The 17247-nt window shown below is 64.6% G+C and carries 14 protein-coding genes and 1 pseudogene; 2 read left to right on the top strand and 13 right to left on the bottom strand.

Features of this window, described 5'->3' with window-relative positions; genetic code table 11:
* Nucleotides 1-3 precede the first annotated feature (3 nt).
* The 11 genes and pseudogenes from FJZ36_06035 to FJZ36_05985 all read right to left on the bottom strand — a co-directional run bounded on the left by FJZ36_06035 (nucleotide 4) and on the right by FJZ36_05985 (nucleotide 12370).
* Nucleotides 4-1047: a zinc-binding alcohol dehydrogenase gene (locus FJZ36_06035; GenBank protein ID MBM3214455.1), complete on the bottom strand. Its 1044-nt coding sequence runs from the start codon at nucleotides 1045-1047 to the stop codon at nucleotides 4-6.
* A 9-nt stretch (nucleotides 1048-1056) separates the two neighbouring features.
* On the bottom strand, nucleotides 1057-1266 hold the full coding sequence (locus FJZ36_06030; GenBank protein MBM3214454.1) for a hypothetical protein: 210 nt from the start codon (nucleotides 1264-1266) through the stop codon (nucleotides 1057-1059).
* A 165-nt stretch (nucleotides 1267-1431) separates the two neighbouring features.
* Nucleotides 1432-1752, bottom strand: coding sequence for a cytochrome c (locus FJZ36_06025; GenBank protein ID MBM3214453.1), 321 nt, complete (start codon nucleotides 1750-1752; stop codon nucleotides 1432-1434).
* Nucleotides 1749-2528 (bottom strand): hypothetical protein, encoded by a 780-nt coding sequence (locus FJZ36_06020; protein ID MBM3214452.1) that lies wholly within the window; start codon nucleotides 2526-2528, stop codon nucleotides 1749-1751. The genes FJZ36_06025 and FJZ36_06020 overlap by 4 nt, the downstream gene beginning before the upstream one ends.
* A 167-nt stretch (nucleotides 2529-2695) precedes the next feature.
* Nucleotides 2696-6253 carry an indolepyruvate ferredoxin oxidoreductase gene (locus tag FJZ36_06015; protein MBM3214451.1) on the bottom strand — a complete coding sequence of 1186 codons (3558 nt, stop codon included), beginning with the start codon at nucleotides 6251-6253 and terminating at the stop codon, nucleotides 2696-2698.
* A gap of 48 nt (nucleotides 6254-6301) precedes the next feature.
* On the bottom strand, nucleotides 6302-8035 hold the full coding sequence (gene recN / locus FJZ36_06010) for a DNA repair protein RecN (protein ID MBM3214450.1): 1734 nt from the start codon (nucleotides 8033-8035) through the stop codon (nucleotides 6302-6304).
* Nucleotides 7983-8927 (bottom strand): NAD(+)/NADH kinase, encoded by a 945-nt coding sequence (locus FJZ36_06005; GenBank protein MBM3214449.1) that lies wholly within the window; start codon nucleotides 8925-8927, stop codon nucleotides 7983-7985. The genes recN and FJZ36_06005 overlap by 53 nt, the downstream gene beginning before the upstream one ends.
* Nucleotides 8924-9448: pseudogene (locus FJZ36_06000) on the bottom strand (DedA family protein). The gene FJZ36_06005 and the pseudogene FJZ36_06000 overlap by 4 nt, the downstream one beginning before the upstream one ends.
* A gap of 229 nt (nucleotides 9449-9677) precedes the next feature.
* Nucleotides 9678-10415, bottom strand: coding sequence for a 5'/3'-nucleotidase SurE (gene surE / locus FJZ36_05995; GenBank protein MBM3214448.1), 738 nt, complete (start codon nucleotides 10413-10415; stop codon nucleotides 9678-9680).
* The gene (locus FJZ36_05990) at nucleotides 10412-11128 is read right to left on the bottom strand and encodes a glycosyltransferase family 2 protein (protein ID MBM3214447.1); all 717 of its coding nucleotides are present in this window, start codon (nucleotides 11126-11128) and stop codon (nucleotides 10412-10414) included. The genes surE and FJZ36_05990 overlap by 4 nt, the downstream gene beginning before the upstream one ends.
* A 48-nt stretch (nucleotides 11129-11176) precedes the next feature.
* Nucleotides 11177-12370, bottom strand: coding sequence for a tyrosine--tRNA ligase (locus FJZ36_05985; GenBank protein MBM3214446.1), 1194 nt, complete (start codon nucleotides 12368-12370; stop codon nucleotides 11177-11179).
* Between the two features lie 290 nt (nucleotides 12371-12660).
* Here FJZ36_05985 and FJZ36_05980 point away from each other — a divergent pair, with 290 nt between their 5' ends.
* Nucleotides 12661-13671, top strand: a complete 1011-nt coding sequence (locus FJZ36_05980; protein MBM3214445.1) for an NAD(P)/FAD-dependent oxidoreductase — start codon at nucleotides 12661-12663, stop codon at nucleotides 13669-13671.
* A 32-nt stretch (nucleotides 13672-13703) separates the two neighbouring features.
* Here the strand turns inward: FJZ36_05980 and FJZ36_05975 are convergent, their stop codons facing one another.
* Together FJZ36_05975 and FJZ36_05970 are read right to left on the bottom strand one after the other, a co-directional pair.
* Complete coding sequence (locus FJZ36_05975; protein MBM3214444.1) at nucleotides 13704-14498, bottom strand: ABC transporter ATP-binding protein; 795 nt, start codon at nucleotides 14496-14498, stop codon at nucleotides 13704-13706.
* Nucleotides 14499-14500: 2 nt separating this feature from the next.
* Nucleotides 14501-15325, bottom strand: a complete 825-nt coding sequence (locus FJZ36_05970; protein ID MBM3214443.1) for a PqqD family protein — start codon at nucleotides 15323-15325, stop codon at nucleotides 14501-14503.
* Nucleotides 15326-15505: 180 nt separating this feature from the next.
* Between FJZ36_05970 and FJZ36_05965 the strand changes: the two genes are divergently transcribed.
* Complete coding sequence (locus tag FJZ36_05965) at nucleotides 15506-15688, top strand: hypothetical protein (protein ID MBM3214442.1); 183 nt, start codon at nucleotides 15506-15508, stop codon at nucleotides 15686-15688.
* The last annotated feature ends 1559 nt before the right edge of the window (nucleotides 15689-17247 follow it).

The following is a 17247-nucleotide window of genomic DNA, read 5'->3' as shown; positions in this document are numbered from 1 at the left end:
CCGTCACCTCCAGTCGAAGAGCACTCCGGCGGAGTCACCCCGGTTCCTGTCGAGCGACGCGTACGCCTCTCCCGCATCTTCCGCGCGGAACCGGTGCGTGATCAGATCGGCGACCTGCATCTCGCCTCGGCTCACGTAAGACAGAAAGAGCTCAGCCTGACGGCGGGGCGTCCAGTGGGCGAGTTCGCCGGGCAGGTTCTCGTTGTGCGTTCCGATGATGCGCAACTGCCGCGTCAGCACGTCCAACGTCAGATGCTGCTTGGAGGGATGCGGGCTGTCTCCCTGGAGGATCACCGTCCCGTAGCGACGCGCGAGCGGGAGCGCCATCGCAAAGACCGCGTGGAAGCCCGTCACATCGTAGACGACATCGGCGAGCTCGCCGCCCGTGTGATCCAGGACGAACTGCTTCGCATCGGAGGCGCTCCCGCAGAACGCCGCCGTCGCTCCGTGCGCCAACGCGCGGTCGAGTCGCGGCTGCACGTGGTCGATTGCGAGCACCTCGCGCAGACCGAGCACGCGGAGATACTGCACAATGAGCTGACCCAGCGGGCCCAACCCGATCACGACGGCGGTATCGCCCATCGAGTGCTTCGCCTGCCGCACGCCCGTCTGGGTGATCGTCGCGAGCTTACACCACGCGGCTTCCTCCACCGACACGCCATCCGGCAGCCTCACGACGTTGCCCCAGTCCGCCGAGACGTTCGCGTGCGATGCATGGGAAACGCAGGCGAAGAGCCGATCTCCCTCGCGGAACTCGGAGACGTTCGACCCAACAGCGACCACTTCACCGACGCAGCTATAGCCCGGATGGAACGGATACCTCACCCAGCCGTGCCAGTGAGTTCCAGGGTCCGATTCGCCGCGATAGCAAATGAGCTCGGTTCCCATGCTCATCAGGTTCACGAGCGTCTGCACCGTCACTCCGCGCGGGCCCGGGTCAGCCAATGAGCGCTGCTGCACCTCGACCTGTCGAGGACCCGTGAAGACGATTGCCGTCGATTCCAATGCTTGTCCCTCCCAAACGGAGCCGGTCGATGTGCAGAGCATGCCGTCGGCCTACCAGACCCGCAACCCCCGCAGCAGAAGCGCGACGCCCACCGCCAGGAATCCGACGCAGCAGACGGCGCTCATGCAGCCCATCGCCATCGACACGAGCAAGGGTGTTCCGGGCTTGCGGCGCAACCCGACCGTCCAGATCAGCAGCGGCGCCAGCCGCAAGCCAACCAGTAGAAATGGCACGGCGAGAACGACCAGATGCCATCTCATCGCAGGGCTTCGCAAGCAAGAGGACCGCGCTCCCAGTCACCGGAGGTCTCGGCGGACCGAGGTATTTCCCTATCCGTGACGGATTCAGGTGCAAGACGAACCTACTGGATGAATAGCCGAATCGTTCGGACTGCAAAGAGCCCACAGAGAGCTCGCCGCATCGCATCAACGACGGACAGCACTGGCAGCGATCAGGTAGGCGGCGATCACGTCGGGTTCGTCATCGCTCAGTCGGGATCGAACCGACATCTCCGCGATGGACGCCCGCCATTGCTCGGCTGAGGCATAGTGTGAAGGGCTGTATAGCGCATGGCATCCGCTGCACTTGGCGACGTAGAGCGAACGACCGCGCCGGAGGGACTCAGCGGACAGACCAGACCGCTGAGATAGCTCCGACGTGACGGATGGGAGCGTGGCAGCGCATGCCGCCACGCCCAGAATCACGCCAACCGAGAGCATCAGCGCGCAGATTCGCCGCCACCTCACAGGTGGAGCCCGATGAGGAGTCTCGACTCCGTTCGCTCATGGGAACCATACTCGTCACTGAGCTGCCGGAGCACGGTCAGGGTTGCCCACCACTTCTCGCCTGCGGCATGGACCGCAGGACCGAGGAACACGGCAGTTTCTTTCTCGTCTCCCTCGATGACGGTGTGAGATCGCGCTTCCGCCCCGACGGCAACAGAGCCGATACGGTACGAGAGCCCACCCACGCCTTCGACGATCTGCTCCGTCTCAGAACCGATCTCGCCAGCGGCGTCGAGGGTCGCTTTCCACTCCTGCTCGAAGATGGCGTTCGCAGCCACGGTGAGGGGGCCGATGTTCTTCCCCACGACGAGCTTGCCTTCGGCTTCCCACTCGCGCCGATCCACCGCGACCTCGCCGTACAGCAGCACGCCGATCGGGTCTGCGGTCGGATCGAGCAACTTCAGCTTCCACTCGGACGAGATGCCCCGGAAGTAGGTTCCGTTGGTGGCAGCCTTGCCCGGCTTCCACTCGTATTTGTTCGACGAATTCGCATAGATGGCGGTCGTCAGGCGGTCGGTCAACCCGACCTCGATCTCGGTTCGTAAGTCCCAACGCGTGTAGATGCCCTCGTCTCGACCGTTCCGCATCGTCGCCCACTGTTCGAGCTCGACGGCTCCTTTGGGCAGAACCTTTGGTTCGTAGGTGTAGGTGAACAGACGCTCATCCGCCTTTGCCGTCGTCGCCACACCGAGGGCGATACTCAGCGCCGCCAGCACGTTTCGCGTCCAGCGCGACATTCCGACCCCTTCCTTGAGCCGTCTCATCGCCCACATAATAGCGTATGAGACTCATTCTCATTTATGCTGCGCAATGAAACCGACTTCGTCGTGAAGTCGGTATCGACGTGCCCAGGCACGTCCACCGTCATCGTAGCCAACCCGGTTGCGTCAGTCAAGGCAATCGGCTAGGATGCGCCGCCCTCGGCAACAGGTTTCAGGCTCGCCAGGATCTCCTCGGCGCGCGCGCGCGCGGCGTCCATCTTCGGATACCGGATGCTCCTGTAGCCGCGAGCCTCATCGGGGCAAGAGAGCACGTCCACCCACGCCGCGTACTCGTGGTCCCCGCGGCACTGGAACTCGTCCACGCGCGCGAGGTACCAGTCGCGGAAGTCCTTCTCGCGTCGATGCCACTGCGGCAACAGGCGGCGCAGGAACTTCGCGCGCTTCATCCATTCGAGCTGCCAGTCCTTCGACGTCCATCGGAACTCGATGTCTCTGCCAAAGACGGTGAACGATGGTCGGTTCAGATGAGAGTAGTGGATCGTGTCGCCATTCGCGGGGTTGATGTCGTAGCGCGCCCGATCCCGCGCGCGCTTCTCCTCGCTGGTCAGCAGGTGCGCGACGTAGACCTCGTCCTTGATGCACATGACGCGGTGGAGCCCCCGAATGACCGCGAGCGTCGCCGCCCAGCCCCGCGATGCGCCGTCTTTGAGGTGCACGTCGAGCACGTGGTCGGCATACAGCCTCGCGTATTCGATGTCCTCATGCTGGATCAGGTCGTACACGCACTGCGCGAAGAACCGGTGATCGACGTCGTCGAGCTCCAGGCGGTCAACGCATTGCTGCACGAGGTCTTGGTATTCGAGCGCCAGCGACTCGCCGTCCTCTCGCTTTCGCACGGAACGCGCCAGAATGCGTGATTTGTCCCGAACCAGGTCCTTGCACGTCTGCGCCTGCGGCGGTCCGAAGAGAGAGGGATGCGCCACCGCCATTCTGCCGATGCGGAACGCCTTCAGGTTGGCATCGATGTCCGACCGAGGCACGGAGTTCTCGATCGCCCATACGAGCGCATCGAGCGAGAGTGGCAGGTTCCCGAGTTGGTAGGCAGCGCCCAGCAGCATCAGATTCGCGTAGAGCTTGTTCCCGAAGTAGCGCTCGGAGTGGGCGGAGAAGTCGGTCGCGAAGTAGCCCCCGTCGGCGACCGACGCGCGGATGGTGTCCTCCAAATCGGCGACGTCGAAGTGCGCCTTGCCGACGAGCATCGGGATCGTCGGAGTCCGGCTCGTGTTCACGACGACGCGCGTCCGGTCTCGCGAACCGACGCACATCCTCCCGCCGGGGTCGAGCGCCCGAGCCGATTCCAGCGCGTCGATCCCCAGCAGGACGTCGGCTCTGCCTGCCGGGATGATCGGCGACAGCACGGCGTCGGACTTCGAGAGGATGACGTGGGCGAACACGCTGCCGTTGCGGATCGCCAAGCCCTTCTTGTCGCAGAACTGGACGCGGTACCCCTGTCGGAACGCTGCCTGCACCAAGATCGCCGAGATGACGCCGATTCCCATGCCGCCCACGCCTGCCGCATAGATGGCGAACGTCTCGTCGAAGTCGCACGGAGTCGGCTCTTCGACGGTGTCCAACGGGAAGTCGCGCTGCGCCTTGGGGGCTTTCCGCTCGACGGTCACGACCTCGAACGCCGGGCAGGCGTGGACCTTCGTGCATGCGGAGTCGCCGACGCACGTCGAGAGGTCGGTGACGATCTTGGGCCCATAGTCGGTCTCGACGATGTTGAGCGCCGGGCATCCCGTCGCCTGGGTGCACGCCAGGCAGAACTCGCATGCCTCCGGCGTGATGTTGATGAACCGGTCCGACGCCACGAATCCGCGCTCGCGCTCCTCCTGACGCCGTGCGCGCCGCAGCCGACGGTGGTACGTGATCCCGCATTCCTTGTCGGCGATGATGATCTTCACGCCGTCCTGGAGGATCGTCTTCTCGAGCAGCCGACGGTATGCAACGTAGTCCGCAGGATCCGTACGGACGATCAGCAGATCGGTCGTGCCCGCCAGCCCGGAGACGACCCGCTCGATGTCCTGGGCGACCGTCGGATTGCCCATCAGATCGCGCTCGAGTCCGGGAGTCGTCTGGTGACCCGTCATTGCCGTCGTCTTGTTGTCCAAGACGATGTAGGTGATGTCCTGCCCGTGCTTGATCGAATCGGAGATCCCGATCATTCCGCTGTGGAAGAAGGTCGAGTCCCCGATGAACACGACCTGCTTATTCGTGATGAAGGGGTCGATCCCGGCTCCCGTTCCGCCGCCGCCAAGCCCCATTCCAGCCAGGTTGTGCATCAGGTGCTGGAAGGGATCGTACTTGAACATGACGTAGCACCCGATGTCGCCGTGGAACACGAGCTGAATCGGGTCCATGCCGTGGTGATGGCGCATGTAGTCGGCATCGGCGAAGTCGTGGACGATGTTCTCGAGCACGACGCCGGAGTCGCGGTGCGGGCATCCGGGGCAGTAACCCGGCGTCCGAAGCGGCAGTGCGGGCGAAGACCCGGAGGGAACCGCCGCGACGGACGCCGAACCGGTTCCGTTGCCGTCGGCGCTCGCCGGGGCGTTATCGCGCAGCCGGGCGAACAGCGGATGGAGCGCCGCTGCGATGGAAGTGGGTGTCAAGCCGAGCGTGTCGGGCAATCCCGGAAGTCCGAACGGGAGCCGCTTGCCCCAGACGCGGGGAGCCCGAAGCAGCGTTCCGTCACGCAGCATATCGGCTACAGCCGACTTGACCGCCGACTCGAGCAGACCGCGACGTTCCTCGACGACGACTAGGTGCTCAGCACGGCTGGCAATATCGACGATGCTCTCAGAATCCAGCGGATAGGTCATGCCGAGTTTGAGGATCGGGTACTCGCCGGAGAGGCCCATCTCGTGCAGCGCGTGCTCGAGGTACAGGTACGCCGCCCCAGCCGTGACGAACGCGACCGGTGCGTGCGCGTCGGCGTTCACGATGCGGTTCAGCCCCGCCTTCCGCGCCAGATCGACCGCCATCGGCAGCCGTCGGGCAGCCATGTCCCGCTCGAGGCGCGCGGTATCGGGCGGAAGGACGATGCGGTCATCGAGAGCGATCTGGTCGGGATCGATCGTCAGGGGCTTTTCAGGCGAGACGGTCAACGGAGGATGGGGGCGGAGTTCGACCACGCCGCCGCCATCTGCCTGATGGGTCGTGATGATGTAACCGACGTAGAGCGAGGCTTCGGAGGAGATGTCGAGGGCGACGCCGACCCAGTCTTTGATTTCCTGAAAGGTCGATGGCTCGATGGTCGGCACGAACAGATGCTGCGCGATGTAGCGCGAGTCCACGGGAACCTGGGTCGAGTCCGAGTGGGGGTCCTCGCCCATCACGATGACAGCGCCGCCCTGCGTCCCGGCGATGTTGCCGATGGCGATCGCGTCAGCCGCCACGTGAACGCCGACGCTCTTCATGAACGCGATGGCGCGTACCGGGCCCATCTGAGCGCCGTTCAGACGCGCCGCACCCAGCGCCTCATTGTTGGCGAGTTGAGCAACGACGCCGTGTTCCTTGAGAGCCGGTCCCAGGCGCTCGACGACATCGAACACTTCGGCGATGGGGGAGCCCGGGTAGCCCGTCAGCAGACTGGCTCGACCCTCGAGCGCGCCTTTGACGAGCAACTCGCACCCCGTGTACACGTTCGTGCCGTGCTCGAGCAGCATGCGGTCGCTCATAGGCTCACGTCCTTACGAGTCGTCGCCATCGAACCAGGGCTTCGCCAATCACGACGTGAGGGACCGCGACGCAAGCAGTTCGTGCGCGTGGGCGCGGCTGGTGACACTATCGCCTCCGAGCATGCGCGCCAGCTCGGACACTCGCTCGTCGTCCGTCAGGCGTTCCACAGTCGTCACCGTACGCGCCGAGGACCCGTCGCCCTCGACATGCTTAGCCACGCGGAAGTGCCTATCTGCCCGAGACGCGATCTGCGGCAAGTGCGTGATGCAGATCACTTGGCGCGTCTCGGCGAGCTGTGACAGCTTTGTTCCGACAATCGCTGCCGTGGACCCGCCAATGCCGGTGTCGATCTCATCGAAGACCAGCGTTGGCACGCGGTCGACGTCGCTCAGAACCGTCTTCAGCGCCAACATCACTCGCGAGATCTCGCCGCCGGACGCGATCCGGTTCAGAGGCTTCAGGGCTTCGCCGACGTTGGGGCTGATAAGGAACTCGACGGCGTCCAAACCCGTGGCACTCAGGTTGTAGCTCCGCTCGTGCCGCCGAAGCAAGCCGCTCTCCGACTCGTCCTGCGTCACAGACACGCGGAACGCGGTACGCTCCATGCCAAGCTCTGCCAACTGCGCTTCGACACGCTCCTCGAGGGCGCTTGCCGCTGTTTGCCGCGCATCGGACAGCGCGAACGCCATGCGTCCCGCCTCTCGGAGCGCCGATCTCAGGTTCTCGCGGACCCGCTCGATCTCGGCGCTTCCGGTCGTCAGTGAGGACAGCCTCGCCTGCGACTCCGCCAGCCGCGCAATGGCGTCCGTCAGCGTTCCGCCGTACCGTCGTTTGAGCTCGAACAGGAGCACGAGGCGGTCTTCGACCTGCGACTTGCGCTCCGGGCTGAACTCGACGCTGTCGCGGTACTGGCGCACACGCGTCGCGATGTCCTCTGCCTCATAGAATAGCGCATCCAGCCGCGATTCGGTCTCCTTGAGCGATTCGTCGAACTGGCGAAGCGACCGTATCTCTTGGAGCGCGACCCGCAAGTTCTCCAGCACGGAACCGGGTACTCCCGGTCCCAGGTGTCCGAAGAGCGATTCTGCCGTGGCGCGGAGCGTCTCGGCATTCTGGAGCCGGCGACGTTCCGCCTCGAGTTCGACGTCCTCATCCGGGCGGAGGTCGGCTCGACCCAACTCCTCGACTTCGTGTTCCAGGTATTCGCGCTCACGGAGCGTCTCGCGCTGCTCCTGCTGCAACGCGCGCAGTTCGGACCGAAGAACCTGGATGCGGGCGTGCGCCTCCGACAGCCTGGACCGATCAGCAGCCACTCCGGCGAAGTCGTCGAGGAAGGTCAGGTGCTCCTCGGTTCTGAATAGCGATTGGTGCTCGTGCTGACCGTGGAGGTCCACCCACGCCTCGCCGAGGGCTTTGAGGAGCGTCGTCGTCGCGAACTGATCGTTGATGTAGACGCGGCTCCTGCCGGACGACGCGAGCTGCCTCGCAACGATCACCGTGTCTTCGTCGTCGACCGTCAAGCCATACTTCGTCAGCAGCTCCGCCGTGGGTTCGGGGATGCGCGCCTCGAATGCGGCTCCCACGCGCGCCGATTCCTCGCCGGTGCGAACCAGGTCCGGCGTCCCTCGACCGCCGAGCACGAGCCCGAGAGCGCCGAGGATGATCGACTTGCCGGCTCCGGTCTCGCCCGTGAGGACGTTCAGCCCGGGCCCGAACTCGATGGCGAGCTCATCGATGACCGCGAGGTTGTGGATCCGGAGTTCCGTCAGCACTTCGAACACCCTCGCCCTCGGCGCCCTGCGGTAGGCTGCCGAGGTGGAGCTTCGCGCGCAGCACGCCGTAGAAGTCGCGTTGACGCGAACGGATCAGACTGATCGTTCGGTCCGACAGCCATACGTCGATCTCACATAACTCGGTGAGCGGATACTGCTCCTGACCGTCCGCCCGAAGTGTTCCGCGCGGCGCGGCGGATCGGACGACGACCCGGATGCGGGAAGACCCCCTTGCCACGAAGGGTCTCATCGCCAGAGCGAATGGGCAGATCGGCGTGAGAAGGATCGCATCGCTGCCGGGATCGATGATGGGACCGCCCGCGGACGAGTTGTATGCCGTCGAACCCGTCGGGCTGGACACGATCAAGCCATCTCCGTTGTACGTCACGAAATAGGACCCGTCAATGTACGTGTCGAGACAGATGAGGTGGCTCTCCTCGCGCACGACGACGTCGTTGAGCGCGTGTCCCGACGCGCGCTGTGCGCCGTCGTCGCAGACGACGTATTCGAGCATCCGGCGCTCATCCACCTCGAACTTGCCGCCCAAAGCGGACGATAAGGCGTTGTAGAGTTCGCCGCGCGCCACTTCGGTCAGGAATCCCAGGTTCCCCAGGTTCACGGCGAGGATCGGAACCGCCTCCGCGCCGGGCGTGCGCGAAACGCTCAGCAACGTGCCGTCACCCCCCAGCACGACCAGCAAGTCCGACTCGCTCACCACCTCCCCGATGGGCGACACGCCGTCCGGCTCAAGGGTTTCGCCCACCGACGGCAAGTGGACACGAGCGATCTTCGCGCCAATGCCGCGCGATCCGAGCCATTCCCGCGCCTCGAGCGCCGTCGAGAGGGCGTCGGGAATCCGAGGATGGACGATGATGCCAGCCTGTCGAATCTCGGTGTTCATAGGAATGCCTTGAGTGCGAGGAACCCCGCGATCAAGAGCACGGTCATCGCGACAGCGACAGCATCGAAGTGCCGCTCGATCCACGGCTTCAGCGACGGACCGAACAGACGCAGTGTGCCCGCGACCAAGAAGAACCGCCCGCCTCGACCGACGACCGACGCGGCGACGAGCATCGCAATCGACACCGTGCCGTTCATCCCGGCAAGGATCGTGAAGACTTTGTACGGGATCGGCGTGAACCCCGCCGTGACGATGGCGAGGAAGGCGTTCGCCTGGTACATCGCCAGCACTTCCTGCGCCTTCTCCGTCACACCGTAGAACTCGAGGATCGACCGGCCGATCGTGTCGTACAGCAGGTAGCCGATCGCCCAGCCACCGATGGCGCCCAGCACCGAAGCGGTCGTGCATACCAACGCGAAACGAAGCGCCTTTCTGGGCGCCGAGCCCGCGAGCGGGATCAGGAGCACGTCGGGAGGAATGGGGAAGAACGACGCCTCAGCGAACGCGATGGCGAACAGCCACGACGTCGCTCGGCGGGATTCGGCGAGCGCTTCGACTCGGTCCTTCTGCCTGCGAAGCCATCCGAGGACGCCTCGGCGACCTTTGGCTTGCGGCTCGGACGGTCCAGCGACCCCTGCGCTCGGTTCGTTCGCCAACAGCAGGCTCCTCAGCAGCGCCGTAACGGTATGACCACGTATCCAACGCGACCATCAGCCGATCCCGATGTGATCGAAACCTGGTCGGGTCGCTTCACGGCTCCCATTCGCGCAGCGGCTCCAGAGACTCATAGTGCGTCATGTCCGCGTGCAGCGGTGTGATCGAGACCCATCCGGTGCGCAGCGACCCGAAGTCCGTGTCGTCGCGGTCGTCGATCTCGACGCGAGCGCCGCCGATCCAGTAGTACGGAACGCCTTCCTTGTCGAGTCGCGTTTCGACATGTGTCGTGTACGGCGCGGGGTCCTGACGCGTCACGCGGACGCCCTTCACGGCGTGCAAGGGCAGATTCGGCACGTTGACGTTCAACAGCACTCCTGGCGAAAACGCGCGCACCAACGCGGTCTTCACGATCCGCCGGGCGAACTCGCACGCGGTGTCCCAATGGGCGTCCACTGAGCGCGACAGCGAAACGGCAATCGACGGGAGCCCCAGGAACGCGCCCTTGCGCGCGGCAGCGACCGTGCCGGAGAAGTGGACGTCGTGACCGAGGTTCTCTCCGTGATTGATGCCGGCAACCAGCAGTCGCGGCGCTTCCGGCAGCAACGCGCCAATCGCCAGGTCCACGCAGTCCACGGGCGTCCCGTCGACGGCGACCCGTCCCGGAGCCACGTCCTTCGCACGCAGAGGTCTCGAAAGCGTGATCGCCATGCCGATTGCGCTCCGCTCGCGGTCCGGAGCCACGACGAACACGTCGTCGAGCGTCGACAGGGCATCGGCGAGGTGGTTGATCCCCGGAGCGTGGATCCCGTCGTCGTTCGTGATGAAGATCATTCGTGCCGTCCATCGTGGGTGACGCTAGCGGTCAATCGCGCCGGAACGCGGCACAGGCTCCGAAACAAGAGTTGCGTGAAGCGGTGCATCTCGCGTAGGGCGCGCACGTGGCTCGTTTGTCCGGAGTAGATCGTCGAGACGTCCACGGACTCGATGCGGAACCCGAGCCTGCCGGCGATGATGAGCAGCTCCGACTCCGTCTCGTAGCCGGTCGTGGTCAGCAGAGGCAGGATGTGCCTCAACGCGTCGCACCGGATCAGGCGATAGCCGCACTGGAAGTCCTGCACCGGCTGCCCGCACAGCCATGTGCCCACGGCGGAGACGAGCGCGTTGTTGGCGCGGCGGTGCAGCGGCATCGTCGAGCGGCGGCGGGCTCGGCTCCCCACCACGATCGGGGCTCCGGTGTGCAGGAAGCGCTCTACGAGTTTGCCCATCTCGCTCGGAAGGTGTTGACCGTCTGCGTCCATGGTGACGACGGCGTCGAAACCATCGCGCTGAGCCTGGGCGTATCCCGTCCGAAGCGCCCCTCCCTTGCCTCGGTTCACGTCGTGCGTCAAGACGGATGCGCCGGAGGCGAGCGCCTTCTCGCCGGTTCGGTCCGTGGAGCCGTCGTCAACCACGTACACGTGCGGTATGGCGGCGCGCGCCTCCTCGACGACGGCTCCGATATACGGTTCAGCGTTGAGGGCAGGGATGATGACGCACAATCGCACGGCGCTCGACCTTCCGCGACGACTGGAAGCGGCGCTATCGGGCTCCGGCTAGGACCCGACTCGAAGCCGCGCGAAACGCCGCCTCCCGACCCTCAGGACCATGCCGTCCTCCGGGACGAAGTCGAGCGACGGGTCGGTGATGCGATGGTCGTTGAGCGAGACTGCGCCCTGAGTGACCAACTGACGAGCGTCTCGGTTGCTCGTGGCGAAGCCCGCCAACGTCAGGAGCCGGACGATCCAGAGCTCGCCGTCGGTTAGGGCGTCGGACGGCACACGCAGATCCGGCATATCGTCGGGTGTCTCGTGCTCACGGAAGACGCGAAGAAACTCCGTCTTCGCGGCGTCCCCAGCCTCGGAGCCGTGATAGAGGGTAACGATCTCGGCGGCAAGGCGCAGTTTGGCGTCCATCGGGTGCAGGGCGCCGTCTTCGACGTCCTGCATCATGCCGCTGATCTCGTCGGCGGGAAGGTCCGTGCAGAGCCGGTAGTAGGCTTCCATGGCGGCGTCTGGCACGGACATCACCTTGCCGAACTGCTCTGTGGGCGGCTCGTCGATGCCGATGTAGTTTCCGAGCGATTTGCTCATCTTCTCGACGCCATCCGTGCCCACGAGCAGAGGCATCAGGACGACTGCCTGTGGAGCCTGCCCTGCCTCGCGCTGTAGGTCGCGCCCGACCAGGTTGTTGAACTTCTGGTCGGTGCCGCCCATCTCGATGTCGGCGCGGACCGCGACGGAGTCCTGTCCTTGGCACAACGGGTACAGGATTTCGTGGATGTGGATGGGCTCGCCGGCTTTGTATCGATTCGTGAAGTCGTCGCGTTCCAGCATCCGAGCGAGAGTGTACTGCGACGACAGCCGGACGACGTCGGCGAAGTCCATCTTCCCCAGCCAGTCGCCGTTGAAGGTCACTTCGGTCTGCGCCGGATCGAGGATACGGTAGAGCTGCTGCTCGTAGGTTCTGGCGTGCTCGCGGACCTCGTCACGGCCCAACATCGGTCGTGTCTTGGACTTCCCCGTGGGATCGCCGATCATCGCCGTGAAGTCGCCGATGATCAGACAGACCGTGTGTCCGAAGTCCTGAAACTGGCGCAGTTTGCGGAGTACAACGGCGAACCCGAGATGGATATCGGAAGCGGTGGGATCGATGCCCAGCTTCACCCGCAGCGCTCGGTTCTCACGCGCCGCGAGGAGCAGCTTGTCGCGCAAGCCGACTTCGGGAACGACTTCCTCCACGCCCCGCATCAGCAGCCGCAACTGCTCGTCAATCGGTACGGTTGAGGTTGGGGGCACTGTCGGGCTCGCAGTGGGTAGCGGTCTTCTTCGGCATGCGCAGAGAGCCGGCGGCAGCTATTGTAGCGGAGCGCACAAAGCTCTGTCAACGCTCGCCCAGACGGCAGCATGCGCGTGCGCGCCCGCGCAACCTGCGCCGGAACCGAACCGTTCCTTTGACGCACCCATGCCACCATGGTAGGATTGCCATCGATTTCCCATCGATCTCCCTCTGCCAACGACGCGCCAGCCGTTCCGGAGACATGACGTTGCCAGCGAACAATCCAGACATCTACGACATCACGATCGTCGGCGCGGGCCCAGTCGGTCTGTTCGGGGCGTTCTACGCAGGGATCCGCGAGTGCCGGACGAAGATCATCGATAGCCTGGCGGAACTCGGCGGACAACTCACGGCGCTCTACCCGGAGAAGTACATCTACGACATGCCTGGGTTCCCCAAGGTGCTCGCCAAGGACCTGGTGAAGGAACTGGTGGAGCAGGCGATGTGGAAGGACCCGACGGTCTGTCTGGAAGAACAAGCGCAGAAGCTGGACTACGACGAAGCGACTGGCATCTACCGCTTGGTGACGAACGTCGCCGAGCACTTCAGCCGCACCGTGATCGTCTGCGCTGGGATCGGGTCGCTGCTGCCGACCCGCCTGGACAAGCCCGGTGTCGAGGAGCTAGTCGGCAACGGCGTCTCTTATGTGGTACGCAACCCGGATCAGTTCGCAGGCAAGGACGTTGTCATCGTCGGAGCCGGCGACTCGGCGGTCGATTGGGCGCTCTACATGGCGCCGATCGCCAAGAGTCTCAACCTGGTGCATCGCCGCGACGTCTTCCGCGCGCACGAGGGCAGCGTTCGCCAGTTGATGCAGACGAACATCCCGATGCACCTGTTCTGGGAGGTCGAGAAAGTGCACGGCACGGATCGTCTCGAGTCCGTGACGATCCGCAGCAACAAGACCAAGGAAACGCAGACTCTCAAAGCCGACGCACTGCTCATCAACATCGGCTTCAAGTCGGATCTAGGACCCATTCAGGACTGGGGGTTGGAGGTGGACGAGAAGGGCGGGATCCTCGTCTCGCGGCACATGGAGACGAACCGGCCCGGCGTCTTCGCGGCGGGGGATGGCGCGTCGTTTGACGGCAAGCTCAAGCTGATCGCCACCGGCGTCGGCGAAGTCGCCATCGCCGTCAACTACGCCAAGTTCCACATCGATCCGACGAGCAAGGTCTTCCCAGGACACAGCAGCGAGATGGCGCTGCGGTAGCGCGCGACTCCTCCGTCACGCCCGCCCGGCGGCTAGCCGACCTCCTGCCCGTCGAGCATCCCAACCTCGATATTCGCCTCTTCGCGCGTCTCGATCCGTGCGACGCGCCCGTCCTGCACGTGGAAGATGCGGTCGGAAACGTCCAGCATTTTCATGTCGTGCGTCGCCGTGATGATCGTGACGCCCTTCTCGGCGTTCATGCGTCGCAGCAGCTCGATGATCTCCAAGCCCGTCTTCGTGTCGAGGTTCCCGGTCGGCTCGTCTGCCAGCAGGATCGAGGGGTCGTTCGCCAGAGCCCGCGCGATGGCGACACGCTGCTGCTGCCCGCCCGAGAGCTCGGGCGGTTTGTGCTGGTACCGTTCGCCCAATCCGACCGATGCGAGGATCTCAAGCCCCTTCTCGACGGCGTCATCGGTCGTGGCTCCGGCGAAGATCATCGGCAGCGTGATGTTCTCCAACGCCGTCATGACCGGGATCAGGTTGAACGTCTGGAAAATGTAACCGATCTTGCGGCACCGGAGCCAAGCCAGCTCGTAGGCGTCCAACTGGGCGATGTCCACTTCGTCGATGTAGACGCGCCCTTCGGTCGGCTTGTCGAGTCCGCCGATCATGTTGAAGAGCGTGGACTTGCCGGAACCTGAGGGCCCGACGATGGAGATGTACTCCCCTCGACGCACCTCCATGTTCACACCGCGCAACGCCTCGACGACGACGGTGCCCATCTCGTAGCGCTTGATGACATTGCGAACACGGACGGCATTCTCAATCGGAGCGTGCGGCTCCGCGGGAACGGTTCCCGGCTGTGCGACGGCGGCCGCATCCGACATAGTCAAGCCCTTCCCTTGGACTTCCTTCTGTTGCCCTTCGATGTCTTGCGTCCGCCGCCAGGGCGGTTCTTCGCGTCAGCCCCTGACTGAGTGGAACGCGACTCAGGAACGGCGAATCCGAGCATCCCGCGACGACCCAGCACTCGGAAGAACTCCGCGAGCGACGCCTCCGCCTCGCGGCGCGTCAACTGGAACCGCCCGCTCAGCTCCTGCGCGATCTGCTCGAACGTCGATTCGCCGTCACAGCGCTCCCAGACGAACGACCCGACATCGTCCAATGTGACCACGCGCTTGTTCGGCAGGCTCATCGCGCGGATCAGCCAGCGCATGTGACGCTTCTGGTCCGCCGGGATGATCAGCGAGACCTCGCCGCCATCCTCCTTCATCCACTCCACGAGCGAGTTGCGGATCGGAACCGACTGGAGGACCTCGCCGCGCGTCCTCTGGAGTCGCGGGCGCTTCTTGAGCCGCAACGCGTAGAGCACACGGTCCAACCCGCCAGCCATCGACGTCACACTCTCGCAGCCGACTGCGACGGGATGCTGAAAACGATCCCGTCCACCAGCGGCGTCGGGTCCGGTTTGCCGGACGCGCGAACGACGAAGATGCGGTTCCGATCCGGGTCGTACCACATCCGCGCCATCGTCCGGCTTCGCCGGAACAGCTGATCCCACCCGCGCGACGCCCCGATATCCCAGCGATCCACGCGATCTAGCACGCGAGCGGAACGACCGTCCATCGTCATCTGGACGGGTTCGAGCCCCGTCGTCGGCTCCAAGACGAAATGAGTGCCTCGCAACGACTTCGCGTAGGCGCGCCGGAACCATGCCTCCAGCGATCCGCCGCGCAACGCCTGATCCGCGAGTCCGTACCGCTCGACGGCGATTCGGCTCGACCCGTCCGTGAATGAGAACAGGATGTACCCGTTCAGGAGCTGCAGCTTGTCCAGTCGGTAACGTCGTGGGACCTCGACCTCGAACCCGTACGCCGTCCAGAGATTGCGGCTCGTGTCGGAGTGGTCCCGCAGCGACCGCAGAACCCGCATCGCCGTCTGCCGAAACGCGGGCTCACCGGGCGAGGCGATCACCTGCGACATCACGATCCGTCGGCACTTCGAGCACCGCCAGATGACCCCGTGCGCCTGCAGCGCCCCCTTCCACGAGAAGAAGGTCAGCTCGCGATCCGCGTAGAAATCCTCGTTCGCGGCGAGGTCCGGGATCAGCGCCTGATCGCGTCTCACCTCGATCTGACCGACCTGGGCGCTGTACGCTTTGCGGATGCCTTTGAGGTACTCGTCAAGCGTCTTGCTGATGTCGAACTGCCGCTGGGAGTGCGCCCGCCACTTCAGTTCGAGTCGCGGATGGTTCGCATCGTCCAGCCGAAGGTAGCCCTGGTCGGGGTCATGCTCCTTGGGGATGCCGACGAGCTCCCACTGCGACGGGACCTCCGCCTGGAGCCCCTGCCATCCGAATCGGGCCCAACCCTCTTCCGACATTGGCGCTCCGATGCGAGATCGCGGCGCGGGCCGCTAGAACGGCTTGACGATGACTGCCTTCTGGATCAGGTCGATGGATACCCCCGCCATCGCGATGAGCGCCAGTCCGCACCAGAAGCCCGCCAGCAGAACCGGGTTGTACCGCGCCCATCGGTTCCTGCCGTACCGCTTGATCATCACGTAGCGCCCGATGATCGCGCCGACGAACTCCAGAAGCGACCCGCCCGGATCGCCCCCGAGCCCCCAGATGACGCCGTACCCCGCGATGTTGCGGAAGGGCACGTGGGACACGATGGTCAGCCCGTACGCCGCCAGCGAGACGATGAATCCGATGCTGATGTACTGGAACCGGATCGCCTGAAGCTGCTCCGAATGTCCGTCTCGGAGCGCTGTGATCCACAAGGCGCGCTGCGTCGCGTAGAGGGGCCACCAGGTCTGCGCGAACTGGTATTGCGCGGACGGGATGGGAGCCAGCTTCCAGATGAAGTGCCACGCCAGAATGCCCGCCAGCAGCAGGATGGGCCACGCGATCAAGTCTGCGGCGATCTTGCTGGTGAACGTCGTGCCGGTCAGCTCCAGAATCCGCCAGCCCTGCGTCTCGCCGCCGTAATCCTCGTTCGGGAAGGGAGCGAACCAGATGTCGACGTCCTCATACTTGCTCAGGACGATGGTCGCTTCGAGCATGTACGGGATGTCGAACAGAGGTCGGCTCATGATGCCGAACGCCCGCGCGTTCACGTATGAGTGCAACGGCGTGTAGATGAATGCGAAGAAGGCGAGGAACTTCAGGGGGAACCCGGGGATGAGTCGGTGGACGACGTACACGTACCCGCCCATGCCGATGATCCACAGACCCAACGACACGAGCACCGGGAAATCGCCTCTGCCAGGAGGAGCCTTGAACGTGCGCTGCAACCCTCCGCGCTGGCGACGCATCCGAAAGAACATCGGGATCATCGTCAGGAAGCCGAGCGCCGCGACCGCGAAACTCTTCCCGATGCCGAAGCTGAACCAGAAGTCGAGGCTGTTCCGCAGACCCGTGACCCGGACATCCATGCCCGGTTCCCACGTGTGCAGGATGTCCCGCGAATGGAGCCACGGATTCAAGAAAAAGGTCGAGAAGACCCGGACGACGAAGTTGGCGATGACGATGGGTAGCGGCAGGACGAATCCGTGCAGGATCGCGGCGGCATCGGTCGTGATCGCCAGCGTTCCCGTCGGGGCAAAGCCCTCGATGCTCTGCGTGAAGTCGAT

This window comes from Candidatus Poribacteria bacterium (assembly GCA_016866785.1).
Classification (GTDB): Bacteria; Poribacteria; WGA-4E.
Note: the sequence above shows the minus strand (reverse complement) of the source record. Positions and strands in the feature narration are given on the sequence as shown.

Excerpts from the sequence above, each read along its gene's own strand:
- FJZ36_06035 (MBM3214455.1), bottom strand. The coding sequence starts at position 1,047 with ATGCTCTGCACATCGACCGGCTCCGTTTGGGAGGGACAAGCATTGGAA.
- FJZ36_06030 (MBM3214454.1), bottom strand. The coding sequence starts at position 1,266 with ATGAGATGGCATCTGGTCGTTCTCGCCGTGCCATTTCTACTGGTTGGC.
- FJZ36_06020 (MBM3214452.1), bottom strand. The coding sequence starts at position 2,528 with ATGTCGCGCTGGACGCGAAACGTGCTGGCGGCGCTGAGTATCGCCCTC.
- FJZ36_06015 (MBM3214451.1), bottom strand. The coding sequence starts at position 6,253 with ATGAGCGACCGCATGCTGCTCGAGCACGGCACGAACGTGTACACGGGG.
- FJZ36_06005 (MBM3214449.1), bottom strand. The coding sequence starts at position 8,927 with ATGAACACCGAGATTCGACAGGCTGGCATCATCGTCCATCCTCGGATT.
- surE (MBM3214448.1), bottom strand. The coding sequence starts at position 10,415 with ATGATCTTCATCACGAACGACGACGGGATCCACGCTCCGGGGATCAAC.
- FJZ36_05985 (MBM3214446.1), bottom strand. The coding sequence starts at position 12,370 with ATGCGGGGCGTGGAGGAAGTCGTTCCCGAAGTCGGCTTGCGCGACAAG.
- FJZ36_05980 (MBM3214445.1), top strand. The coding sequence starts at position 12,661 with ATGACGTTGCCAGCGAACAATCCAGACATCTACGACATCACGATCGTC.
- FJZ36_05975 (MBM3214444.1), bottom strand. The coding sequence starts at position 14,498 with ATGTCGGATGCGGCCGCCGTCGCACAGCCGGGAACCGTTCCCGCGGAG.
- FJZ36_05970 (MBM3214443.1), bottom strand. The coding sequence starts at position 15,325 with ATGGTTCCGGCGCGCCTACGCGAAGTCGTTGCGAGGCACTCATTTCGT.